Raw genomic sequence first — 23,841 nt, 5'->3', positions numbered from 1 at the left:
TTTTGCCTCGCAAAACGCCATGCCGCTTTTCGCTGCGCCGCACCAGTGCTTGCTTTGGACCTGCATGGCACAGTCCTCGCTAAATGAGAAGCGCAGCACTAGCGCCGACGCCAACAACCATTCAAACGACGGCGCAAAAAGGCCATACGGGGCCCGCACTGTTCGTCCATAGCCGCTCGCCAGGCGGCAATACACCAGGGATGCAGAGGCGGGTAAAAAAACCAACGAGTCGCGTCAGCGACTTCGTGCGAGGACCGATCATGTTAACGCTTCAATCCGATCTGCACGGCAATCATTTGCTCGGCGCACTGCCATCGCATGAGTGGCAAGCACTCGCCCCTCACCTCGAACTTGTCCATCTGCGCACCGAGCAGTTGCTCTGCGATTCAGGACAACGAATTCATCACGTGTACTTTCCGACCACTGCGATCATCTCGATGCTCTCGACGATGGAAGACGGCAGCTCGGTCGAGATCGCCGCGGTCGGCCGCGAAGGCATGACCGGCGTGCCGGTATTGACCGGCGGCGAAACCATGCCCAACCGCGTGCAGGTGCAAAGCGCCGGCTTCGCCTATCGCATGACCGCCCAGAGCCTGAAGCAGCATTTCCTGCGCTCCGACCTGCTGCGCCGCCTGATGATGCTCTACATGCACGCGCTGCTCACCCAGGTCGCCCAGACCGCCGCCTGCAACCGTCACCACTCGCTCAACAAGCAACTGTGCCGGTGGCTGCTCATCGAAGTGGACCGGGTCGCCTCCAACGAGCTGACCGTCACGCAGCAACTGATCGCAGACATGCTCGGCGTGCGCCGCGAGGGCATCACCGAAGCGGCCGGCAAGCTGCACGACGAAGGCCTGATCCATCACAGCCGCGGCCACATCAAGGTGCTCGACCGTCAAGGTCTGGAAGCGCGCGCCTGCGAATGCTACGGGCTCGTGAAGCGCGAATTCGACCGGCTGCTGCCGCGCCTGCATCAGGCCGAGGCCGTCAACTAAGCCGCCGCGGACCTGCAAGGTAGACCGACCATGTTGCGCAATACTGCGCGCTGTCTCGACGCGTTATTCGTGATCGCGGGTGCACTGCTCGCTCACTGGATGCGCTTCGATGCCACGCTCTCGCTCGCCGATACCGAACGGCTGCTGATCGCCTTTAACTGCGTGCTCGTCCTCTTGCTGTTCCCGGTCTTCGGCATCTACGAGACCTGGCGCGGCAAGTCGCTCGCGGAGATGCTGGTGCGCGTCTGCGCCGGCTGGTTCTTCGTGGTGGTGACGGGCCTGCTGCTGGTCTTCACGCTGCACCGGATGGATGCCGTGTCGCGGCTCTGGTTCGGCTACTCGACGCTGATCTCCGGCGCCATGATCGTCGCGACCAAGCTCGCCGCCCATCTGATGTTGCGCGTGGTACGGCGGCGCGGCCTGAACTTCCGCAGCGTGGCGGTGGTCGGCTCGCCCGGCTTCGCCCGCATGCTGCTCGCCCATCTGGAGCAGGTGCCGCAGGCCGGCTTCAAGCCCGTCTGCGTGTTCGACACCACGCTGGCCGAAGCCGCCGAAGCGGGCGAGCCCGCCGAGGCCGGCACGCGCATGAATCGTCTGCCGGTGTTGAGCGATCTGGATGCGTTCGCGGCGAAGGTACGCGCCGAACACATCAACGAAGTGTGGCTCGCGCTGCCGCTCTCGGAAGAACGCACGATCTACCGCTTCACGCGCACGTTCCAGCATGACTTCGTCAACCTGCGCTTCATTCCGGATACGCGCAGCATGACGCTGTTCGGCCATTCGCTGGTCGACGTGATGGGTCTCACGACCATCAACCTGACCGGCACGCCGATCTCGCCGCCGCAAATGTGGCCCAAGCTGGTGTTCGACCGATTATTTGCGCTCGCCGCCCTGCTTGCGCTCACGCCGCTGTTCGCGGCGATTGCCATTGCGATCAAGGTCAGCACGCGCGGGCCGGTGTTCTTCGCGCAACAGCGCAAGGGCATCGACGGACACACGTTCAGGATCTACAAGTTCCGCTCCATGACCGTGCACGAGGAAAGCGGCGGACAGCTCACCCAGGCGACCCAGCACGACGTGCGCGTGACGAAGATCGGCGCCTTCCTGCGCCGCACGAGTCTCGACGAACTGCCGCAGTTCTACAACGTGCTGATGGGCCAGATGTCGGTGGTGGGACCGCGCCCTCATGCGCTCGAACACGACGATCTCTACAAGGACCTCGTCTACGGCTACATGCATCGCTACCGCATCAAGCCGGGCATTACCGGCTGGGCCCAGGTGAACGGCTATCGCGGCGCGACACGCAAGGTGGAAAAGATGGAAGCACGCGTCAAGTTCGACCTCTTCTACATCCACAACTGGTCGTTCTGGTTTGACATCAAGATTGTCCTGATCACGTTGTTCAAGGGCTTTGTGAACCGCAATGCCTACTAAACGCAGCAGAACCGACAGGAGCCTGCGGTGAACGAGGCGCCACGCCTTTCAGTCATCGTTCCGACCTACCGCCGGCCGGCGGATCTCGCGCGCTGCCTTGCAGCGCTCGATGCACAACTGCGTCCGGCCGACGAAGTGATCGTCGTCGCGCGTCCCGAGGACGCCGCGACCCATGCGCTGCTGCGTGAACGTCTGCAGAACGCCGGCAGCGAGGCGTTGCGGGTCGCGTTCGTCGGCACGCCGGGCGTGGTCGCGGCCTACAACTGCGGGCTTGAAACGGCGCAAGGCGACATTGTCTGCTTCACCGACGACGACGCCGCGCCGCATCCCGACTGGACGCAGCGCCTCATCGACGGGCTTGCCCGCCGGCCCGACGCGGGCGGCATCGGCGGACGCGACATCGTGCACGAAAAAGGCGCGATCCTCGCCGGCGCGAACGGCCGCGTGGGACTCGTGCGCTGGTATGGACGCGCCATCGGCAATCATCACATCGGCTGCGGCGAGCCGCGTCCGGTGCACGTGCTGAAAGGCGTCAACATGGCATTCAGGCGCGCGGCCGTAGCGGGCCTGCGCTTTGACGAAAGACTGCGCGGTACCGGCGCGCAGGTGCATTGCGAAATGCAGTTCAGCCTCGACGTCGTGAGGCGCGGCTGGATCCTGATCTACGACCCGTCGATACTCGTCGAGCATTATCCGGCGCCGCGCGGCGACGAAGACCAACGCTTCATTTTCAACTATGCCGCGTTCTATAACGCGTCGTTCAACCTGCGGCTCATCATGCGCGAACACCTGTCCCTGCCAGGACGGTGCGCGTTCGTCGTCTATGCAACGCTGATCGGCACACGCGCGGACCCGGGGTTGGCCCGCGCGCTGACGCTTGCGATCGGCGGCGCCGGACCGGCGCTCGCCCTTCGCCAGTGGTGGATCGGCATTCGCGCGATGCGCGGTGCGTGGCAGGAAGCAAAACGCTGAGCGGGGTGCGGCGTTTCATGTAATGCGAGGGACCGAAACCATGATATCCAGAACGATAGTAACGGGGCTTGCGGTTGTGTCGTTGTGTCTCTTCTCGGCGTGTTCGTTTACGCCGGGCGGCTTTCTCGACACCACCAATCTGCAGGAAAACAAGGACGCCGAACCGGTTGCCACAACGGTTCAGGTGCAGCCGATCAACGCGGGGTATTTCAGCCGGACGTCGCTGCAAGCCACGCCCGCGGCAACCTGTCCGCTCACCTGTCTCACGCCGAAAACGCGCGCGCAATACGAGTATCGGATCGGTCCGGGCGACCTGTTGCAGGTGATCGTCTGGGATCACCCCGAGCTGACCTCGCCAGGCGGCGGGACCGGCAGTGCCGGTACGCCGCCGTTGCCCGCCCTGTCCGGCGGCGGCAGCGAAGGCAGCGGCAATTCCATCGCCGCGTCGCCGTCCACCAGCCCGGCCGCCACCGGCGGCGGCGAGCCCGGCGGCCTGACGCTGCGCGTCGCCGCCAACGGCACGGTGTTTTTCCCGCGCGTCGGACGGATCAAGGTGGAGGGCATGACGGCCGAGCAGGTGCAAAGGCGCCTCACCGCCGGTCTGGCCAAAACCATCCGCGGCCCGCAACTCGACGTCAGCGTGACCGGCTTCAACAGCAAGGCGGTGCAGGTGCTGGGCGACGTGCACGCGCCGCAGGCCCAGGCGATCACCGCGGTGCCGCTGACGATCATCGACGCGCTCAATCGCGCCGGCGGCGCCAATGCGGACGCCGACCTGCAGAATGTCGGCCTCACGCGCAACGGCCAGCGTTACCCGATCAACGTCGCCTCGATTCTGGAATCCGGCAACGTGCTGCAAAACGTCGTGCTCAACGACGGCGACATCATCGACGTGCCGGATCGCACCAACAGCCGCGTGTTCGTGCTCGGCGAGATCTCGCATCCGTCGATCGTGCCGATGAACCGCGGCAGGCTGACCCTCGCCGATGCGCTGACGAGCGCGGGCAGCATCGACAGCCACACGTCCGACCCGCACGTCATCTACGTGATTCGCGGCATCGATCCGGAGGCCGGCGCCAATGGCCAGGTGACCACCAAACTGACCACCCCCGACGTGTACCGGCTCGACATGACCCAGGTCGACGCGCTGATGCTGATGACCAAGTTCGAGTTGCAGGCGCGCGACGTGATCTATGTGCAGATCGCCAGCTCCGCCCGCTTTAACCGCCTGCTCGATCTGATCACGCCGTCGCTGCAGACGCTGTTCTTCACCAAGCAACTGGCTCCTTAACATACGGCTAGCGAGAGAAAATAAAATGAGTACCTATGACATGCCTGAATTCTCGCCCGCGTCCGGTAACGACGAAGACGAGGTGATGCGCGACCTGGTGCGCATGGTGGTCGAACAGATCTGGTGGGTAATCGGCATTGCGGCCACGGTGCTGCTCGCCGCGGTGATCTACGCGCATGTGGCGACACGCATCTATTCGGCCGATGCGATGCTGCAGATCGATCCGTCGTCGCCGGGTTCGTCCGCCGTCTCGACGATCGCTTCGCTCTCGTCCGGCGGCACCAGCACCATCCGCACCGACGCCGAAATCGAAATCATCAAGAGCCGCGCCGTGGTCGAGCCGGTCGTCGAGCAGTTCAAGCTCAACTTCGGCACGGCGGCCAACGTCATGCCGTATCTCGGGCGCGTCTCGCGGCTCTTTGCCCATCCCGGCCACCCGCTTCCGGCCTGGTTCGGCATGCGCTCGTACGCCTGGGGCGGCGAAGAGTTCAACGTCGATTCCATCAGCGTGCCAAAGTCTCTGGAAGGCGTGCAAATGACGCTGCGCGCGCTCGGCGACGGACGCTACGAACTGCTCGACCCCGCCACCCAGCAGCCGATCCTGACCGGCAAGGCGGGCACGCTCGCCGAAGCCAATGGCGTGTCGATCCTGGTGACGAAACTGGTCGCCCGTGCCGGCACGGAATTTTTCGTCACGCGCGCCAACCAGCTCGACGCCGTCATGGGTCTGGCCGGCGGTCTGCAAGTGGTCGAAAAGAGCCACGACACCGGCATCGTGCAACTCTCGTACATGGGCGGGGATCCCAAGGCCATCACCGCGATCACCAACGCGGTGGCGCAGTCGTACCTGCGCCAGCGCACCGAGCGCGCCCAGGAAGAAGCGAGCAAGATGCTGACCTTCCTGAACAGCGAGTTGCCGCGTCTGCGCGACGACCTGAAGCGCTCGGAAACGGCGCTCTCGGAGTATCAGGCCCGCGTGGGTTCGTTCCAGCCGACTCAGGAAGCCTCGGTTTACCTGTCGGGCGGACTCGAGTACGAAAAGCAGATTGCCGGACTGCGCATCGCGCGCGCGCAATTGCTGCAACGTTTTATGGCCGATAGTCCCGAGGTCGCCACCGTCGATGCGCAGCTCGCCGCGCTGAGCGCGGAGAAGACCCGCTTCGAAGACCATTTCAAGACCTTGCCGGGTTCGGAACGCGAAGCCGTTTCGCTGCAACGCGACGCCAAGGTGGCGGAAGAAATCTATGTGGCACTGCTGAACAAGACCCAGGAACTGTCGATTACGCGTGCCGGGACGATCGGCAACGTGCACATCGTCGACGAGGCGCTGGTGCCTTCCGCTCCGGTCAGCCCGAAAAGCGGCCTGATCATTTCGGCGGGTGCGCTGCTCGGCATCATCGCGGGCGTCGGTTTCGCCTTTTGCCGCCGCACCTTTTTCACCGGCGTGGCCGATCCGGAAATGATCGAACGCCGCTTTCAGTTGCCGATCTTCGGCTCCATTCCGATCAGCGCCGAGCAGTCGCGCGGCGACCGGCTCATCGCCAGCCTGCGGCACCCGGCGTTGCCGAGCGGCACACAGCGCATGAGCGGCGTGCTGGCGAGCGGGCCAGCGAGCCTCGGCAGGTTGCTCGGTCTGCGCGCGGCGCCCGCTCCTGCGCCGGCGCCGGTGCGCCAGGGTGCGCAAACGGTGATGCCGGCCCCGTACGCGGCGACCCGTTCGCTGCTCGCGAAGACTCATCCGTTCGATACGTCCGTCGAAGGCTTGCGCGGGTTGCGCGCCACCTTGCAGTTCGGCCTGATCGAAGTGCCGAACCGCGTCATCGCGTTCACCAGCCCCGCGCCGGCCGACGGCAAGAGCTTCCTGTGCGCCAATCTTGCCGCGCTGTTTGCGGAATCGGGCAAGCGGGTGCTGCTGATCGACGCCGATCTGCGCCGCGGCCGGCTCGCTCACTACTTCGGCCGCTCGCCGAACGGCGGCCTGACCGAACTGCTGACCGGACAGGTCGATCTGGAAACGGCGGCGCGCGCCACCGGTGTCGACGGACTGCACTTCATCGCCGCCGGCGCCTATCCGCCCAACCCGTCGGAGATTCTCACCTCGCATCGCTTCAGCGAGATCCTGCGCCGCTTTTCGCAGGAGTTCGATCTGGTCATCGTGGACACGCCCCCTCTGCTGGCCGTCGCCGATGCGGCGATCATCGCCAACATCGCCGGCGCGACCGTGCTGGTGATGCGCGCGGGGGCACATACGGAACGTCATATCAGCGAGGCGCTCAAGAAGCTGCGCCGGGCGCGGGCGCATGTGATCGGCGGCGTGATGAATGCGGTGTCCGTCAAGCACAACGGCCGCTATGGGACCTACGATTACGCCTACGCTTATACGTACGAGACCGCCGATCCGCTCGACCCGAGGTAGGATCCGACGAGACGGTTGTTCGCAGTTCAGGGCACGGCGAGTTCGCGGGACAGTTCAACGTCCCGGCGACTCGCCGGTTTTGTTTCTGGGGTTGCGTGGAGTGCGTTCGAATCGCCCGCAATCAGTTCAGCTTCCCACCCGCCCGGCCGTCTCCGCTTCCGGCTTCGTCCCGAACGGATGAAACTGCTGGATCAGCCGTTGCACGCGCCGCGTGTTGCGCTCGAACAGGAAGTACACCGCATACGCGTAGACATAACAGGCGGCCAGCAAGGCGATGAAAACAAGCGCACCGTAGCCGTCGGGCTGGATGCGATGCCCGATCATGGTGGCGATAAGAAACAGCACGAACGGAAAGTGCGTCAGATACAGCGAATAGGAAAACCCGGAGAACGCGATCGCGAGCCGCGACAGCCTGGGCGAACGCAGGCGCACGTCCTCGCGCAGGACGCAGGCGATAAAAGCGAAGCAGGCAAAACCGACCGTCCATTCGTCAGCCCATTCCTTCTGCCAACGGGTCGCCGCGAGCGCAACCAGGAACAGCACGCCGCTGACCCACGTCGACACCGGATAGCGGCTTCGCCATGCGCGCCGGGGTATGCGCTTTTCGATCCAGGCAATCAGCGCGCCGAGCAGCCAAAGCACGAAACCGTTCAGCAGCGGCTGAAACAACACCATCGAACCCAGCGCCAGACCGAGCACGACCAGTCCCTGCAGCATGCGCCGCCGTCCGACCAGCACATAGCAGGCGGGAAACCAGAGGTAGTACCAGAACTCGTTGGCGAGGCTCCACAAGGGACCATTCGATCCGTATGTGCCGCAGTAAAGCGTCTGCAGAAACGCGACGTTGCAAAACAGCGTGGCATGTCCGAGCTGCGCCGCGACGTTGACGCGTTGATCGAAATTACCCTCGGTGCCCAGATAAAACGGACCGCCTATGGTCGCGAGTCCCATCCGGTCCCAGAACAGGGTCAAGATCAGCGCCGGGATCAGCACGATCCAGAGCCGCGAAAGCCGTTCGCCCAGATAGCGCTGCCAGCTCCACGTCCCCGCCGCCACCTGGCGTATCACCGTGCCGCCGACGAAATAGCCGCTCAGCACAAAGAACACCGTCACAGCGGTGTGGCCGTAGTTGCTGAGGAAATAGAAGGCCTGGCCGATCAGCCCGAGGTGCAGGCCGGCGCGGTAATCGACGAACAGCAGCGCGCGAATATGGCTCACGCACACCGCGGCGGCAGCCAGCGCGCGGATCAGGTCAAGTGTGTCGCAGTGCTTGTTGATGGCCGGCGCCATGAGCGTGTGGGATCGACAACATAGGTGGATCGAACGCGCGCGAGCAACGCGGCGCGCAGCGAATCACAACCCGGACGTGCAGATCGCACGAAGGGTTGCAAGCGGTTGTCCATCAATGTATGACGCGGGTTGCCCCTGCACAGTACGTTCGCACACGTTATGGGCCGATGCTGCACCACCTGCATCGCCGTACGCTATGGGCAAGCGCGGCGGCGGCCGAGCGGGCGCACGCGGGTCCATGCGAACGCCAGGGTCGCCACGCTCAGGCCCACGATCTGCCAGGCTTTCGCCGCGCTATAGAGACCTGGAAGGACCAGTCCCGCGGCAGTGCAACCGGCTACCACGAGCGGTATGGAAGAGACACACAGGCCGGCGAGGATGATCCATTCCGCGCTCTTCGACGTGGCCCGCAAGAAGATGAAGAAGCAGACCAGCCCCGGGAAGAAGTCGTATTCCTTCATCCGCGGATTGGTCAGCGTGAGCACCATGTAGAGGATAAAGAAGACTCTCCCGAGACGATCGGGCGGCGGCTTTTCTCCCGCAAAGGCCACCGTCACCAGTACCAGCAGAGACAGCGACACGACTGCATGGATGGCTAGCGCCAACCGGTCGTTGAGCGTGAGATGGACCAGGATCGAGAAGAACGAATAACCGAGGTCGCCCCGATCCAGCACCTGGTACTTCAAGGTCTCCATGAATTCGCCATACGCTACCGGATCGATACGGCTGACGGCCCACCACGACAGAGCGAAGCCCACCACGACCGACCCGACGCGCACGAGATCGCGCCAGCCGCGCCATGCGGTCACGAGTGGCACCAGCAGATAGACCAGAAAATATGGCTTGATGATCGAGAACACCAGCAACAGGGCCAGCGGCATGTTCTTCGACATCCACCCTGCCCTGCGGCCGCTGCGCAAAAAGGCCGCGATCAGCGCGAAATGCATGAATACCGTCAGGTTTCCGGAAATCGTAGACGTGACGCCCACGCCGCCGAAGGCTGCCGCCGCCATGACCGACGCGCAGCCGCGAAGCCACGGCGAGCGGTCGACGAGACGCGCAGCGCCCGAGCCTGACCTCGAAGCGTCGGCGCGCAGCCAGAGGGCGAGCTCGAACGCAAACCATCCGACGCTCGCCACGTATAACGCAATCAGCGCCACGCCTAACGGGATGACGCGGTTCAGCCAGGCGAACACGTCAAGCACGAGCGGGTGGTAAACGAACGGTAGTCCTGCGTCGATGCGGTAGGGATTCGCGCCGCGGGCAAGGTCGGCGACCGCGCGCTCGTAGACGGTGGTGTCCCAAAACAGGAAGGGCGTAGGCCGCGTGTAGAAATAGACCAGCAGGCCCAGCGCGCAGATCGCCATCACGCCCAGATCGGTACGCCATCCCTTCTTTGGCAATCTCAAGTCCAATTCGGCTACTCCATGTGTTGTCTGCCGGTGTCCGCAGGCAGGCCAGCAACGGTCGCGCCGACGGACGCGCAACAGCATGCCAACTACGCAGAAAAGTGATCTCAGAGCATGGTAGGCGAACCTGGCGCGACCGATCGTTCGATCCCGAACACAGCCTGATTGCAGGCCATACGTGACGTATCGATGCGGATGGATCCGTTCGCTCAGGTCGATGCGCTCACGTCCGGCGCGCCCTGAACGTGGTCAACGTCAACGTGAGCGCGACCGCCGCCAGCCCAACGATCTGCCAGGTGTTCGACGCGCCCGATAGCGTCACGAAGGTCACCCCCGCGGCACGGACGCCGCTCAGCAGCAACGGAATCCATGAAATCGCGAGACCGACGAAGATGATCGCGCCAGCTCTGGCCGAGAACGTGCGCAGAAAAATGAAGAAGCAGACGAGGGCCGGGAAAAAATCGTACTCCTTCATACGTGGATTCGCTAACGTCAGAACCATGTAGAACAGAAAGAACGCCGCTCCCGTGGACCGGCCCGACGCCGGCCTGCGCATGAACAGCGCAACCGCAAGCATCACGAAGACCACGGAGGCGACGACATGCAGGCCCAGCGCGAGCCAGGCGTGATGAACCACACGCATGAACGTCGCGAAAAACGAATAGCCGAGATCGCTTTTGCCGAGCGACTGATACTTGAGCGCCGCCATAAATGCGGCATAGCCTTGCGGATCGGCATGCGCGAGAAACAGCCACGCTACGCCGAAGAGTGCGAGCGCCCCTGCGGCTCTGAGCAGTTCCGCGCGCCTGTCGCTAGTCAGCAGCACGGGAATCAACAGATACAGCAGGAAATACGGCTTGACGATCGAGAGCAGCAAAACCAGCCCTATGGGGGCGTATCGGGCGAATGGACCATGCGTTCGCTGCGCCATCAGGAAGGCCGCGATCAACGCGAAGTGCATGAAGGTCGTGAGGTTTCCCGACAGCATCGACGTGACACCGACCCCGCCAAAAACGAGGGCCGCCATGAACGATGAGGCACCGCACAGCAGTCCGGCTGGCTGCGGCGCGGCAACGCCTGCGCCTGTGGGTTCGTCCGCATGCAGACGAAGCCAGCGGCCGGCTTCAACGCAGAACCAACCGAGGCTGAGCGCATAGACGAGTACCAGCGCGAGGCGCAGCGGCACAAGCCGGTTCAGCAGGAACAGCCCGTCGAGCACCAGCGGGTGGTAGACAAACGGCAGACCGGCGTCGGTGCGGTAAGGATCGAGACCCAGGCCGAGATCGCGCACCGCCCGTTCGTAGACGGACAGGTCCCAAAAGATTGCGTGGCCCGCCGCCATGAACAGATAAACGAGCAGCGCGACCGAGCAGACCCCTATCATGGTCCGCGAATCGGCTGCCCAATGGTTTCTCTGAATGTTCAAGCAGACCTCGACAATTGACGAAGCAGGTCAGCGCCGACAGTAAAACGGCCGCGCTGTACGCTTTCCCTTCTTTACCGCGCGCTCAGGAATCTGTGGTCAAGTCCAGCGCAGGCTGTCTGCGTGCCTGCGGGACTGCCTGATGCTTCGTAACCGGCACGGCCGCCGGTTCCAGGGCACGCGACACATAACCCGCAACGCCGCCGCAGATCAGCAGCGCTGCGCTGACGTCGACCATGCTCAAGGCGCGAATTTCGTCCCCATAGCCGAACAGCAGGTACAGCGGGATATTGATCGCACAGACGAGCAGCGCATGGTGCCGCGCAGCGGGCGGCAACGCGGACCACCCGGCGCGCACGACGACGAACGCCAGAAACAGCAGCAGAATATTGAAGCCCTTGGGCAAGAGGATCCCGTAGGTGTACTCGCCATGCAGGTAGTTACGCGGATCGGCCAGAAAACGCAGGTTGTCCCAGAGATGGAACTGCGCAAGCTCGCCGGGATTGCCGGCGTAGTGCAGTTTCGTTGCGAGGTTGACCGCCGCGGCCAGCGCCACGCAGGTGCCGAGCAAGAGCAGCGCGCGCGATCGGGACGACACCCGCATCGAGACGAACGGATACAGCGCGATCAGGAAAAACAGAAACGATTCCTTGTTGAGCGTCGCAACCAGCGTGAGCGGCAGCAGCCAGAGCAGGTTCGCACGCAGGGCGATCCAGACGGCCACGGTCATGAAAAGCAGTTCGGGGAAGTCCCAGAAATTGCCGACAGGCACCGCGAGCGCAAAGGCAAGCGGCGCCAACGTCGCCGCGATTTCGTTGCCGACGAGTTGCAGGCACAACAGCCGGAGCATCAGCATCGCCCCCAGCAATGCGCCGAACGTCATGGCGTACACCATGTAATAACGCAGTGCGTAGTGCGGATTCGCGGCGTCGGTCGCCCGCACGAACGTATTGCTCAGCCAGTTGTGTTGCGGATAGTCTGCCTGCAAATGATCGAGGAATCGCTGCCTCGCCGCGCGCGGAAGCGCCGCTTCGAGCAGATTGGCCGTGGCCGGCAGCAATTGCCGGTACACGTACGGACGATCCGCCGTGCCGTCCAGCATCAGGGTCAGCGCATCGTTCTTCGAGTCGTCGCGCAGCGCATACTTTGCGAAGAAACCGCAATACGACGCGCTGGCGACCAGCGTGTAGACGCACAGGAGTACGATCCAGCGCGTCGTCGCACGCGGCAATCCAGGCAAGCTCATGGTGGTCTCCGTTCGGCAGGCAGGAACAGCCGCGTCAGAACATGCTAGGCGAAGCGCGACCGGCGCATCGTTCGATGCCGAACACTGGTCCGCCCGGCGAGCGCGCGCGGCGTATCAACGGGTCGCGTCCGCAATGGTCTGCGTCATCTGCTCGAGATAGACGTCGACGGAAAAATGCTGCTTCACATCCACCAGCGCCTGAGCGGCGAGCTGTTGTGCGAACTCGGGCATCGCATGCAGCGTTTCGATGGCCTCGGCCAGCGCCTCGGCATCGCCCGGCGCCACCAGCCAGCCGTTCTTGCGATGCCGCACGATCTCCCTCACGCCGCCGGCCGACGTCGCAATCACCGGCCGGCCCGCGGCCATCCCCTCGATGATCACGCGGCCAAAGGGCTCCGGCTCCGTCGACGTATGCAGGATCACGTCCACCGCTTTCATCCAGGCCGGCATGTCGTCGCGAAAGCCGGCGAAGATCAGGCGGTCTGCGACGCCCAGGCGCGCGGCCTGCTCGCGCAGCGACTCGACGTAGGCTTGCTCGCCGAACAGCGCCGAGCCCACCAGCACCAGGTGCAGCCCGGGCAGCCGTGCGAGCGCGTCCACCGCAATGTGCTGACCTTTCCACGGCGCGAGGCGCCCGAACAGGCCGGCCAGATAGACGTGCTCGGGCAGGCCCAGGCGGCGGCGCAGCGCGCCGCGATCGTCGTTGTCCGCACGGCTGAATTCGTCCAGATCCACGCCGTTATGCACCACCGGCACGTCTGCCGGCTCGCAGCCGGTGAGCGCGACGAGCGACGCCGCTGAAGCATGCGAGTTGGCCACCACCTGATCGACCGCGTAGCGCGCGAGCCACTTGACGATAAAGCGCTGCAGCGGCCCGAAGTGATCGCCCGACACGATGTCGTGCAGATGCCAGATGATCCGCTTGCGGTGCAGCGGCTTGCCGAGGGCGCCGAGCACGAGCGCCTTCTGCGTATTGAGAAACAGCACGTCGAACGATTCGGCATGGGTCGCGATCGTGCGAACCTGCCGGACGATGCCCGGCAGCGCCATCAGCCAACTGAGGCGAGCCGCCTGCTTCTTGATGCCGGAGACGCGCGCGTCGCACGCGAGCCGCACCGGCACGTCGAGCGATTCAAGCCGCGCGCGAAATGGCCCATCGGAAAGCAGCAGCACTTCGCGGCGTGCGGCCCACGTCGCGGCGAGCGGCAACAGACAGACTTCCGCGCCGCCGAGCTGGCCGCTCTGGTCGACAAACAGGACGCTCGGCGTCCCGGCCCCGGCCGGCAGACTGGCGGCCTGTCTACCCATGAATACTGGCGCTACAGTGTCGGACGCGATTGTCTTCGCGGCCGCAGATGCGGAGGTGTTCATTGCGATTGACCGGGCGGCAAGAAAATCCAAAGACACATTATTCGCGCGACGCGACGTTCTCTATGTGGCCGGCCGCACTCAGCGCGACAAACATCCGACGTGGATTTCCGGTGAACGCGCAGGCGTGTTGATGCGCTGCAGGCAAGCCCGCCAGACATCTCTCGCGGCAGCTCGGCGCGCGCCCAGACGCGCCGGCCCAAGGATAGATAAGTGTCCTGACTATATCGACACTTGCCGCCCTCCCGGGCAATGGCGCTGGAATTGACAAACGCCCTGCTTGATCTTATGAATCGTCGGGCCGCCGTAATGCGTTTGTCAGTTGCCGTAAGTGCGTCGGGGCACATTGAAACAGGTATCGAACCCGAATAATGCCGATTCGGTCCCCCCTTCTATAACAAACCCTCGCCCGGGAACCCAGATGAAGTCAACCGCCCCAGCGAACGCACCGGTGATCGCTTCTCAAGCGACACCGCTCTATGCGCCCAGCTACCCAGCAGATGTAAGCAGAGTCGTGAGCATCCTGTTCGTGGACCAGAGCGGTCAACTCGGGGGCGCCGAATTTTCGCTGTTGCCGCTGGCCGTCACCTGGGCCGCCCGCCGCGAAGTCCTGTTGCTTTCCGATGGACCGTTTCGCACGCGGCTCGAATCGCTCGGCGTACCGGTTCGGGTCGCCTGCGACACGCGCGTTTCCGGGATCAGAAAACGGGCAGTGCATGTGAACTGGCTGATGGCGCTGCCGGGTATCGTGCGGCAAATCCGCACCATTGCGCGGCATGCCGAGTCGTTCGACGTGCTGTTTCTCAACACGCAGAAGGCGCTCGTGCTCGGTGCGCTCGGCAAGCCGCTGCACCGCAAGCGGATCATCTGGCATCTGCACGACATCATGTCGGGCGATCACTTCGGGCCGTTGCAACGGCTCATCGTCAGGTGGCTCACGCGCTATGCGGTCGATCACGTCGTCGCCAATTCGCATGCTTCGGCGGCCTCGCTCGTTGCGCTCACCGGCTGCGCGCCGGAAGCCGTGCCGGTCGTGCATAACGGCGTCGATCTGAACGAGTTCAGCCACGTCGACGATGCCGATACCGGCGCGCTGCGCCGCCGCCTCGGACTGCCCGAGGATGTCTACCTGGCCGGCCTGTTTGGCCGCCTCGCGCCGTGGAAAGGCCAGCACATCGCGCTCGCGGCCCTCGCCCGGCTGCCCGACCTGCATCTGGTGCTGGTCGGCTCGGCGCTGTTCGGCGAACAGGCCTATGTGGCATCGCTGCGCGAGCAGGCCGCGCGCCTCGGCGTCGAAGACCGCCTGATCTTCGCCGGCTTTCGCGACGATATGCCGGCGTGGATGAAAGCGGTCGACGTGATCCTGCATACCTCCACCGAGCCGGAGCCGTTCGGGCGCGTGATCATCGAAGGCATGGCCGCGGGCCGGCCGGTGATCGCCGCATCCGCCGGCGGCGTGACGGAGATCGTGCGGCATCGCAAGAACGGCTGGCTGGTGCCGCCTGGCAATGTCGAGGCGCTCGCCGATGCGATCGAAACGCTGCACGCCGCGCCCGAACTCGCCCAGCGCCTCGCGGATCAGGCCCTGATCGACGTCAGCCGCCAGTTCTCGGTCGAGGCTTACCTCGAGCAGATGAAGCGGACCATCGCGCTCGCCACCGGCGTCGCGGCCATCACGAACGCCGCCAGTCCGGCCAGCGCCTGAGCCAGGGCTCACGCCTACGCCCACGCCTGCAGGGTCCTGCCGCGGTGTGTGTACTAGCCAACGGTGGCCTGCGTGCGGGCAGACCTAAGATGGCTCATCGTTCACGCTGCTTACGGTTCTGCCATCCAATGAGCGTCTCCAAGCTCCTCTCGTGGGGCCACTACCCTTACGCCCCCCAGGCGAGCCATCCGCTGGCGTGGCGCCAAAGCACGCAGACGGCATTGCGCGAACTGGGCACGCGCTTCGGCACGACCTTGCCGTTCGGCAACGGCCGCAGCTACGGCGACAGTTGCCTCGCCGCGACTGACCACGTGGTCACGCTGCGCGGTCTCGATCGCTTCATCAGCGCCGACTGGAACACGGGCGTGCTGCGTGCCGAAGCGGGTGTGACGCTGGGCGAAGTGCTGGCGCTCGCGGTCCCGCACGGCTGGATGCTGGCGGTCACGCCCGGCACCCAGTTCGTGACTTTGGGCGGCGCGCTGGCGAACGACGTGCATGGCAAGAACCATCATGTGCGGGGGACTTTCGGGCGACATGTGCGGCGTTTTTCGCTGCTGCGCTCAGACTCGGCGCCGCTCGAATGCGCCGCCGATGACAACGCCGCGCTGTTTTGCGCGACGATCGGCGGCCTGGGGCTCACCGGCATCGTCGAGTGGGTCGAAATACAGTTGCTGAAGGTCGGCTCGAGCCGCCTCACGGTCAAGACGCTGCCGTTCGACAACCTCGACGAATTCCTTGCGCTCTCGCAGGTACTCGATCCGGCCCACGAATACGGGGTGGCGTGGATCGATTGCCTCAGCAGCGGCGCCTCGCTCGGACGCGGCATTTATATGTCGGCGGATCACGCGGCCGACGGCCACTATTCCAGCCACGCACGGCGCGTGCGGCGGGTGCCGTTCGCGCTGCCGTGGTCGCCCGTGAACCGGGTCACGCTGAAGGCATTCAACGCCCTCTACTATCGCCGCCAGGCGGCCCGGGCAGGCACCGCCGAGGTGGACTACGCGGACTACTTCTATCCGCTCGACAGCCTGCTCGAATGGAACAGGATGTATGGCCGCCTCGGTTTCCAGCAATACCAGTTCGTGGTGCCGGAGACGGCGGCGCGCGATGCCTTGCGCGCTTTCCTGCAGACGATTGCGTCGAGCGGTTCCGGTTCGTTTCTCGCCGTACTCAAGCGCTGCGGCACGCTGGCTTCGCCGGGACTGCTGTCATTCCCGATGCCGGGCATCTCGCTCGCGCTCGATTTTCCCCAACACGAAGCGAAGAACCAGGCGCTGTTCGCGAGGCTCGACGCGATCGTGCGCGACGCAGGCGGTCGTCTCTATCCTGCCAAGGACGCCCATATGAGCGGCGCGGATTTTCGCGCCGCCTATCCGGCGTGGCAGGCAATCGAACAACTTCGCGACCCCGCTTTGATGTCGCGTTTCTGGCAACGGACCACACAGCAATGAAAAACATTCTGATCATCGGCGGTTCCTCGGCGATTGCAGTTGCGTGCGCACGCGAGTGGGTCAAGGAAGGCGCCAACCTGTTTCTCGCCGGACGTCACGAAACCCGTCTTGAAGCCGTCGCCCAGGACCTGCGGGTGCGTGGAGCGGGCAGTGTCGGCACCTACGTGCTCGACGTCAACGATTACCCGCAGCATCGCCCGATGCTCGATGCCTGTCTGACCGCCATGGGCCGCATCGACATCGTGCTGCTGGCGCACGGCACGCTGTCCGACCAATCCGTCTGCGAACGCGATCCGGAAGCGACCGTACGCGAGATCTCGACCAACGCGCTCTCCACCATCGCCCTGCTCACGCTGCTCGCCTGCACCTTCGAAGCGCAGAAAAGCGGATCGATTGCGGTGATTTCATCCGTTGCCGGCGACCGTGGCAGGCCTTCCAACTATGTGTACGGCACCGCCAAAGCGGCCGTCACGACGTTCTGCGAAGGACTGCGCGCGCGCCTGTTCAAATTCAACGTGAAAGTGCTGACCATCAAGCCGGGTTTCGTGAACACACCGATGACCGCCGGCCTGCCGCTGCCCGGACCGCTCGTCGCCACGCCCGAACGGGTCGCCACCGACATCGTGCGCGCCATCGCGCGCGGCAAGGATTCGCTCTACACCCCGTGGTTCTGGGCGCAAATCATGTTCGTGATCCGCTCGGTGCCCGACTTCGTGTTCAAGCGGATCTCGCTGTGAACAGTCCCGCCTCGAGTTCCGCTGCCCGTCCTGCCGGCGGATTGACCGCGAGCCGCTCGCGCCTCGTCTTCTGGTATGCCGTGTTCGCGGCGATCTCGATGGCCTCGAACCTGGGCAGTCAGAAGCTCGCCTACCTCGTGTACCAGGCGGCGTTTGCCGTGCCGCTGTCGGTATGCGTCGGCACAGGCGCCGGACTTGTCGTCAAGTATCTGCTCGACAAGGCATGGATCTTTCGCTACGAGCATCGCAGCGTCGCGCACGGCGCGCGCACCTTTGCGCTCTACGTCCTGATGGGGCTCGGTACGACCTTCGTGTTCTGGGCGGTGGAGTTCGCAGCAAGCGCAGTTTTTCATACGGAGAACGCACGACTTGCCGGCGGCGCGTTGGGGCTCGCCATCGGCTACGTCGCGAAGTATCACCTCGACAAACGATTTGTTTTTGCGTAAGCGCGAAGTGCGCTGGCGCACAGAGGTTTATCCGTGCCGTCGATAGCATGCATTCAGGCTCGGACCACGCTGGTTCGTCCCGCCACCTGCTGATACGGCTGCGGCATCGCACCGGATCGGACTATCTGTTCCCCCGGTGCGGAGATTGGTCATGGCAACCCCGGCAGTCAATTCGGTTCCGTTATGCGTCGATCTGGACGGGACGCTCACACGCACCGATCTGCTTTTCGAAGCCTTCTTCGTCCTCTTCAAGCAGAACCCCTTTGCGATCTTCCTGTGCATCGGCTGGCTGCTGCACGGACGCGCGTATCTGAAAGAACAGATTGCCCGCCGCGTGACGATCGACGTCGGCGTGCTGCCGTATAACACCGAGCTGGTCGCATATCTGCGCGACGAACATTCGAGCGGACGGCACCTCTATCTGTGCACCGCCACCAATCAACGTCTCGCCACCCAGATCGCAGCGCACTTCGGCCTGTTTACCGGCGTGCTGGCGAGCACCGAGGACCGCAACCTGTTTGGCCGCAGCAAAGCGCAGGCGCTGGTCGACCAGTTCGGCGACGGCGGCTTCGATTACTGCGGCGATGCGATGGCCGACGTGCCGGTGTGGCGCCAGTCGCGCCGCGCCATTGTGGTCGGCGACAAGCACATTGCGGCCGCCGCGCGCAAGGTCAACGCGGCGATCATCTTCTTCGAGCAAAAGCGCCGCCTGTTGCCGCTGGTGCTCAAGGAAATGCGCGTACACCAGTGGGTCAAGAACGTGCTCGTGTTCGTACCGCTCCTGACCGCCCACCGCTTCGACCTCCCTTCGATCGTCGCCGTTTGCCTGGCATTCCTGTCGTTTAGCCTGTGTGCGTCGTCCGTGTATCTGCTCAACGATATGCTCGATCTCGACGCCGACCGCCGGCATGCGCGCAAACGCAACCGGCCGTTCGCCTCGGGCAAGCTGCCGCTGTCGTTCGGCGCGGTGCTGACCGTGTTGCTGCTGGCCGCCTCGGTGGGGATCGGCGTGTTGCTGCCGTGGCGCTTCGGCGCCGTGCTGGCGGCCTACTTCGTCGCCACGCTGGCCTACTCGTTCGCGCTCAAACGCATGGCGCTGATCGACGTGTTCGCCCTCGCCTGCCTGTACACGGTGCGCGTCATTGCCGGCGGCGCCGCCAATGGCATCACGCTGTCGTACTGGCTGATCCTGTTCTGCGTGCCGATCTTCCTGAGCCTCGCCATGGTCAAGCGCTATGTCGAGCTCGACGCGATCCTGCGCGACGGCAAAGTGGAAGCCGCCGGACGCGGGTACATCACGCAGGATCTGTCGATTCTCCGTTCGTTCGGCACCTCGTCGGCCTACCTCGCCGTGCTGGTGCTGGCGCTCTATCTGAACTCGCCGGAACTCAAGCAGTTGTACCGTCATCCGCCGGCACTGTGGGCCGTGTTTGCGCTGACGCTCTACTGGGTCAGCCGCATCTGGATGTTTGCGTTTCGCGGCAAGATGCACGACGACCCGATTGTGTTCGCCTTCAAGGATCGTGTCAGTGTGGGCGTGATCGGATTGTGCGGACTGTGCATGCTGTTTGCCATCTGAGCGGCGGGCAAGAACCCGCACCAGCTAGCGAACGGATCACCACCCGCTGCCCGTCGTCAGTTCCGGCGGGCGGTTTCATTTCTGCAGTCCGGCTTCAGCCTCCCCCATTGCTTCACGCTTTCGTCAGCACTCCGCTCTATCGCAGTGGGGACTGCTGCACCTCGCCAGAACTTCCATAGAAAACGAAAAAACCGCGCGTAGCAACCGCGCGGTCTTTCGATGCATCGAGCCGTCAGGCAACCTCAAACTCAAACCCAAACCCGAACGACGGCCAAACCCGCGTCTCAGCGCCTCAAAGAAACACGCTCACGTCCGCATGGAATCGGGCGGCAAGCGCCTTGGCGACGTTTTTGCTGATCGCCCGGCGCCCAGCGAGAATATCGCTGACGACCGTCGGCGAAGCAATGCCGGCCAGATCCTTTTGCTTGAGACCGTGCGTCTCCAGCAGATGGCGCAGCACCTCGCGCGGCTCCGCTTTGGGCATGGCGACCACACGCGTTTCCCACGCCTCGATCAACGTGACGAGCACGCCGTGCAGATCGTCGAGCGCGCTCTGCGCGTCGCCGTTCAGATGCGTGGCGAGCTCCCTCGAGAGCTGCAGCATCGTCTGGTAGTCCTTCTCGTTGCGAATCGGCCTGATAGAGACGGTTTGCTGCAAGGCAGCCCAGGCTTCGATGATGTCGGGGAAATGTCCCGAAAGGCGATCGGCGTTCATGTGCTTCGATTATCCCTGTTCGAAAGTCTTATTGAATGGCGTGCTGCAATACGCGGCGAAGCGCCGCCGTCCGCCAGGGCGGATGGCCCCGGCAAGCAGCGGCCGATCGCCGCGCATTGTTCCCCTCCTACTACGACGACGCAGACTCAGCACACCTGTCTGACTGCACTCATGCGGTAAAGCATTAGCGAGACACTGCGTCGCCGGGCCATGCGAGATCCGCCTGCACGCGTTCGACACGCGTGCGCGGCCCCGCTGCCGCGGCGATGGTCCGGGTCACTTCGATCATGAACGAGTGCCGGAACGTCGCCGCGGAGAACCGCTCGGCATTCGCGCGGCAAGCCGCCGGCGTAATCAGCGACCGTTGCCGTTCGAAGGTCTCGACGGCGTCGAGAATCGCCGTGACCGTCTGGCGTGCGAAATACACGCCAGTCGGGCGGGCTTCGCCGAGCGGCACGACCGTCTCGAGCGCACCGCCCTTGCCGTACGCAATCACGGGCGTGCCGCACGCCTGGGCTTCGATCACCACAATGCCGAAATCTTCTTCAGCCGCGAAGATGAAGGCCTTGGCGCGCTGCATGTAATCCTTTAGTACAGCGAAAGCTTGATAGCCAAGAATTTTCACGTTGGGCCCTGCCTTGCTGCGGATCGCCGCCATCTCCGGACCGTCGCCGATCACCACCAGATTGCGGTGCGGCGTCGCGGTAAAGGCTTCGACGATCAGGTCGATCCGCTTGTACGGCACGAGGCGCGATGCCGTCAGATAGAAATCGTCCTTCTGTACGCACAGATCGAACTTGTGGACGTCGACGGGCGGCGGAATCACGGCCGCGTCGCGCCGATAGGTTTTCATCACGCGACGCGCCACAAATTGCGAGTTGGCAATCAGACGGTCCACGCCGTTCGCGGAACGCGAATCCCAGCCGCGCAGGTAATGCAACAGCGCGCGCGCGGCCCATGAACGCGGGCCGCGCGTGAGTCGCGCTTCACGTAAATATTGATGCTGCAGGTCCCACGCGTAACGCATCGGCGAGTGCACGTAGCTCACGTGGGTTTGATCCGGACCGACCAGCACGCCCTTGGCGACCGCATAAGAACTCGTGATGACGAGGTCGTAGCTGGACAGATCGAGCTGCTCGATCGCCAGCGGCATGAGCGGCAGATAGGCGCGATAGCGGCGGCGCGCGAACGGCAGATGCTGGATGAACGAGGTCGTCACAGGCTTGCCGCACACCGGCGCGCGGTCTTCGAGAAAGTCGACGAGGCTGAACAGGTCAGCATCGGGAAAGCACTGAATGATCTGCTCCAGTACTTTCTCGGCGCCGCCTGGCGCGACGAGCCAGTCGTGCACGATCGCCACTTTCATAATGTCGACACCTGTAGAAGACGGCCCACGGCCATGAAAAGCAGTGTACGGGCAGCGTTTCCGGGCGTGCGTGCGCACGACCACACTCCACGCGCGACAATCGTCAAAGCGTGCAAGCTTGCTGAAGCGCGGTGAATGCGGCACGCGGCACGCGTCGCGTGTTTAGCGTCGCGTCAGGGATTGCGTGAAGTGGGTGTCAGGCGAAGCGAAGATGCGCGGCGTGCGCGGAGGCATGTGTGGATGACGCAGCGCGGTGTCCCGTCAAGGCGTGGCAAAGTACAACGGCAACGCGCGGCATTCGACGGCGCGCGTTGCCGGCAAGACCCGGGTTCAGTCCCGCGGATACTGGATCGTCTCGACGCCGGTGTCGGTACCGAGCAGACACAGATTCGCTCCGCGTCCTGCGAACAGGCCCACGGTCACGACGCCCGGCCACGCATTGATCTGCGCTTCGAGCGCGCGCGGATCGCCGATCTTCAGACCTTTGATGTCGATGATCTCGTTGCCGTTGTCCGTGATGAACGGTGCGCCGTCCTTCGTCACGCGTACCACCGGCACGCCGCCCAGCGCCGTCACGCGGCGGCCGATTGCGGTGCGCGCCATCGGCACCACTTCCACCGGCAGCGGGAACTGGCCGAGCACGTCGACGCGCTTGGTGGTGTCCGCGATGCAGACGAACACGTCCGACACCGATGCGACGATCTTCTCGCGCGTGAGCGCACCGCCGCCGCCCTTGATCATTGCGCCGCTATGGTCGATCTCGTCGGCGCCGTCGACATACACCGGCAGCGAATCGATTTCGTTTAGGTCGAGCACCTTGAAGCCATGCGACTGCAGGCGCGTCGTGGTGGCGAGCGAGCTGGACACCGCGCCGCGATAGCGATGCTTCGTCGCGGCCAACGCGTCGATGAAACAGTTCGCCGTCGAGCCGGTGCCGACGCCGATTACGGCGCCTTCGGGCACGTTCGCATTCACATAGTCGGCGGCGGCCTGGCCGACCAGTTGCTTGAGTTCGTCTTGAGTCATGGAAATTGCAGAGAGGCGGAAAAACCGCAAGTTTACCGGAGTAGCATGCGCCGCCCCGGTTTATCCGGCAAGTCCGCTAAAGACGGCCGCGAGCGCAGCCGGCTATTTCTTGACCGAGCGCTGCCGCACCGCTTCGTACAGGCACACGCCGCTCGCCACGGACACATTCAGACTCTCGACGCTACCCGCCATCGGAATCTGCATCACGATATCGCAGGTGTCGCGCGTGAGACGGCGCATGCCCTCGCCTTCCGCGCCCATCACCAGCGCAACCGGACCGTCGAGCTTGGTGTCGTAGAGGCTTGCGGTGGCTTCGTCGGCCGTCCCGACCACCCACACGCCGGCATCCTTGAGCTCGCGCAGGGCGCGCGCCAGATTCGTGACGGTGATGTACGGCACCGTATCGGCAGCGCCGCTCGCCACTTTCGCTGCGGTGGCGTTCAGGCCGACCGCCCGGTCGCGCGGCGCGATCACAGCGTGGGCGCCGGCCGCATCCGCGACCCGCAGACACGCGCCGAGATTGTGCGGATCGGTCACGCCGTCGAGCACGAGAATCAGCGGCGAACCGGCGATGCCGTCCAGCAGTTCCGCGAGATTCTGCGCGAGCGGCAGGTCGCCTGCGCGCGCCACGACGCCCTGATGCCGCTCGGTGTGCGCGAGGCCCCACAGACGCGTTTCGTCAGCCGCGATCAGACGCACGCCCGCTTCCTTCGCGGCATGCAGGAACTCCGTCATGCGGCGATCTTTGCGTGTCGCGTCGTAATACACCTCTTCGACCGTTGCAGCATCGTGGCGCAGACGTGCGGTCACTGCGTGAAAACCGTATAGAACCTTGAGACGTGACATGACTGAAACAACCTTTGATTGAGCGCTCCGCCATGCGGATGCGCTACTGGGATAAAGACAAATCAAATGCAGACCGCGCGCAACCGGCACATGGACATGTACCCGTTGCGCGCGGTGAACCCGCTG

19 protein-coding genes are annotated in these 23,841 nt (G+C 64.2%); 10 read left to right on the top strand and 9 right to left on the bottom strand.

Annotated features, from left to right (window positions below; all coding sequences use genetic code 11):
- The first annotated feature begins 260 nt into the window (after positions 1-260).
- The 5 genes from BUS12_RS19090 to BUS12_RS19070 are packed head-to-tail and all read left to right on the top strand — an operon-like array spanning position 261 to position 7,108.
- Positions 261-995 carry a Crp/Fnr family transcriptional regulator gene (locus BUS12_RS19090; protein WP_074298278.1) on the top strand — a complete coding sequence of 245 codons (735 nt, stop codon included), beginning with the start codon at positions 261-263 and terminating at the stop codon, positions 993-995.
- 30 nt (positions 996-1,025) lie between these two features.
- Positions 1,026-2,429, top strand: coding sequence for an undecaprenyl-phosphate glucose phosphotransferase (locus tag BUS12_RS19085; RefSeq protein WP_074298276.1), 1,404 nt, complete (start codon positions 1,026-1,028; stop codon positions 2,427-2,429).
- A 27-nt stretch (positions 2,430-2,456) separates the two neighbouring features.
- A complete protein-coding gene (locus BUS12_RS19080; RefSeq protein ID WP_074298274.1) occupies positions 2,457-3,401 on the top strand; it encodes a glycosyltransferase family 2 protein in 945 nt (314 codons plus the stop codon).
- Positions 3,402-3,441: 40 nt separating this feature from the next.
- Positions 3,442-4,692: a polysaccharide biosynthesis/export family protein gene (locus tag BUS12_RS19075; protein WP_074298272.1), complete on the top strand. Its 1,251-nt coding sequence runs from the start codon at positions 3,442-3,444 to the stop codon at positions 4,690-4,692.
- A gap of 25 nt (positions 4,693-4,717) precedes the next feature.
- Entirely contained in the window at positions 4,718-7,108 is a 2,391-nt protein-coding gene (locus BUS12_RS19070; protein ID WP_074298270.1) for a polysaccharide biosynthesis tyrosine autokinase, read from the top strand.
- 126 nt (positions 7,109-7,234) lie between these two features.
- Here the strand turns inward: BUS12_RS19070 and BUS12_RS19065 are convergent, their stop codons facing one another.
- From BUS12_RS19065 to BUS12_RS19045, 5 genes are all read right to left on the bottom strand, one after another.
- A complete protein-coding gene (locus tag BUS12_RS19065; protein ID WP_074298268.1) occupies positions 7,235-8,398 on the bottom strand; it encodes an acyltransferase family protein in 1,164 nt (387 codons plus the stop codon).
- A 194-nt stretch (positions 8,399-8,592) separates the two neighbouring features.
- Complete coding sequence (locus BUS12_RS19060) at positions 8,593-9,801, bottom strand: hypothetical protein (RefSeq protein WP_143788403.1); 1,209 nt, start codon at positions 9,799-9,801, stop codon at positions 8,593-8,595.
- A gap of 229 nt (positions 9,802-10,030) precedes the next feature.
- Positions 10,031-11,233, bottom strand: coding sequence for a hypothetical protein (locus BUS12_RS19055; RefSeq protein WP_143788402.1), 1,203 nt, complete (start codon positions 11,231-11,233; stop codon positions 10,031-10,033).
- An 82-nt stretch (positions 11,234-11,315) separates the two neighbouring features.
- On the bottom strand, positions 11,316-12,476 hold the full coding sequence (locus tag BUS12_RS19050; RefSeq protein ID WP_074298262.1) for a hypothetical protein: 1,161 nt from the start codon (positions 12,474-12,476) through the stop codon (positions 11,316-11,318).
- A gap of 114 nt (positions 12,477-12,590) precedes the next feature.
- A complete protein-coding gene (locus BUS12_RS19045) occupies positions 12,591-13,784 on the bottom strand; it encodes a glycosyltransferase family 4 protein (RefSeq protein ID WP_253190164.1) in 1,194 nt (397 codons plus the stop codon).
- A 574-nt stretch (positions 13,785-14,358) separates the two neighbouring features.
- Between BUS12_RS19045 and BUS12_RS19040 the strand changes: the two genes are divergently transcribed.
- From BUS12_RS19040 to BUS12_RS19020, 5 genes are all read left to right on the top strand, one after another.
- Positions 14,359-15,549 carry a glycosyltransferase family 4 protein gene (locus BUS12_RS19040; protein ID WP_253190163.1) on the top strand — a complete coding sequence of 397 codons (1,191 nt, stop codon included), beginning with the start codon at positions 14,359-14,361 and terminating at the stop codon, positions 15,547-15,549.
- A gap of 128 nt (positions 15,550-15,677) precedes the next feature.
- Complete coding sequence (locus BUS12_RS19035; protein WP_074298256.1) at positions 15,678-17,000, top strand: FAD-binding oxidoreductase; 1,323 nt, start codon at positions 15,678-15,680, stop codon at positions 16,998-17,000.
- On the top strand, positions 16,997-17,737 hold the full coding sequence (locus tag BUS12_RS19030) for an SDR family oxidoreductase (RefSeq protein ID WP_074298254.1): 741 nt from the start codon (positions 16,997-16,999) through the stop codon (positions 17,735-17,737). The genes BUS12_RS19035 and BUS12_RS19030 overlap by 4 nt, the downstream gene beginning before the upstream one ends.
- Positions 17,734-18,183 carry a GtrA family protein gene (locus BUS12_RS19025; RefSeq protein ID WP_290439574.1) on the top strand — a complete coding sequence of 150 codons (450 nt, stop codon included), beginning with the start codon at positions 17,734-17,736 and terminating at the stop codon, positions 18,181-18,183. The genes BUS12_RS19030 and BUS12_RS19025 overlap by 4 nt, the downstream gene beginning before the upstream one ends.
- Positions 18,184-18,334: 151 nt before the next feature.
- Entirely contained in the window at positions 18,335-19,762 is a 1,428-nt protein-coding gene (locus BUS12_RS19020; RefSeq protein ID WP_074298250.1) for a UbiA family prenyltransferase, read from the top strand.
- Positions 19,763-20,054: 292 nt separating this feature from the next.
- Here BUS12_RS19020 and BUS12_RS19015 read toward each other — a convergent pair whose 3' ends face one another.
- The 4 genes from BUS12_RS19015 to rlmB all read right to left on the bottom strand — a co-directional run bounded on the left by BUS12_RS19015 (position 20,055) and on the right by rlmB (position 23,715).
- Complete coding sequence (locus BUS12_RS19015; protein WP_074298248.1) at positions 20,055-20,477, bottom strand: helix-turn-helix domain-containing protein; 423 nt, start codon at positions 20,475-20,477, stop codon at positions 20,055-20,057.
- A 184-nt stretch (positions 20,478-20,661) separates the two neighbouring features.
- Positions 20,662-21,843, bottom strand: coding sequence for a glycosyltransferase family 4 protein (locus BUS12_RS19010; protein WP_074298246.1), 1,182 nt, complete (start codon positions 21,841-21,843; stop codon positions 20,662-20,664).
- Positions 21,844-22,173: 330 nt separating this feature from the next.
- Positions 22,174-22,869: a ribose-5-phosphate isomerase RpiA gene (rpiA, locus tag BUS12_RS19005; RefSeq protein WP_074298244.1), complete on the bottom strand. Its 696-nt coding sequence runs from the start codon at positions 22,867-22,869 to the stop codon at positions 22,174-22,176.
- A 102-nt stretch (positions 22,870-22,971) separates the two neighbouring features.
- A complete protein-coding gene (gene rlmB / locus BUS12_RS19000; protein WP_074298242.1) occupies positions 22,972-23,715 on the bottom strand; it encodes a 23S rRNA (guanosine(2251)-2'-O)-methyltransferase RlmB in 744 nt (247 codons plus the stop codon).
- Positions 23,716-23,841 lie beyond the last annotated feature (126 nt).

Origin of the sequence: Paraburkholderia phenazinium, from assembly GCF_900142845.1 — a bacterium.
Classification (GTDB): Bacteria; Pseudomonadota; Gammaproteobacteria; order Burkholderiales; family Burkholderiaceae; genus Paraburkholderia; species Paraburkholderia phenazinium_A.
The sequence above is the reverse complement of the archived record's forward strand: the minus strand, read 5'-3'. Positions and strand labels throughout refer to the sequence as shown.

Coding starts and splice junctions, on each gene's coding strand:
- BUS12_RS19090 (WP_074298278.1), top strand. CDS start 261: ATGTTAACGCTTCAATCCGATCTGCACGGCAATCATTTGCTCGGCGCA.
- BUS12_RS19085 (WP_074298276.1), top strand. CDS start 1,026: ATGTTGCGCAATACTGCGCGCTGTCTCGACGCGTTATTCGTGATCGCG.
- BUS12_RS19075 (WP_074298272.1), top strand. CDS start 3,442: ATGATATCCAGAACGATAGTAACGGGGCTTGCGGTTGTGTCGTTGTGT.
- BUS12_RS19070 (WP_074298270.1), top strand. CDS start 4,718: ATGAGTACCTATGACATGCCTGAATTCTCGCCCGCGTCCGGTAACGAC.
- BUS12_RS19065 (WP_074298268.1), bottom strand. CDS start 8,398: ATGGCGCCGGCCATCAACAAGCACTGCGACACACTTGACCTGATCCGC.
- BUS12_RS19050 (WP_074298262.1), bottom strand. CDS start 12,476: ATGAGCTTGCCTGGATTGCCGCGTGCGACGACGCGCTGGATCGTACTC.
- BUS12_RS19045 (WP_253190164.1), bottom strand. CDS start 13,784: ATGGGTAGACAGGCCGCCAGTCTGCCGGCCGGGGCCGGGACGCCGAGC.
- BUS12_RS19035 (WP_074298256.1), top strand. CDS start 15,678: ATGAGCGTCTCCAAGCTCCTCTCGTGGGGCCACTACCCTTACGCCCCC.
- BUS12_RS19030 (WP_074298254.1), top strand. CDS start 16,997: ATGAAAAACATTCTGATCATCGGCGGTTCCTCGGCGATTGCAGTTGCG.
- BUS12_RS19020 (WP_074298250.1), top strand. CDS start 18,335: ATGGCAACCCCGGCAGTCAATTCGGTTCCGTTATGCGTCGATCTGGAC.
- BUS12_RS19015 (WP_074298248.1), bottom strand. CDS start 20,477: ATGAACGCCGATCGCCTTTCGGGACATTTCCCCGACATCATCGAAGCC.
- BUS12_RS19010 (WP_074298246.1), bottom strand. CDS start 21,843: ATGAAAGTGGCGATCGTGCACGACTGGCTCGTCGCGCCAGGCGGCGCC.
- rpiA (WP_074298244.1), bottom strand. CDS start 22,869: ATGACTCAAGACGAACTCAAGCAACTGGTCGGCCAGGCCGCCGCCGAC.
- rlmB (WP_074298242.1), bottom strand. CDS start 23,715: ATGTCACGTCTCAAGGTTCTATACGGTTTTCACGCAGTGACCGCACGT.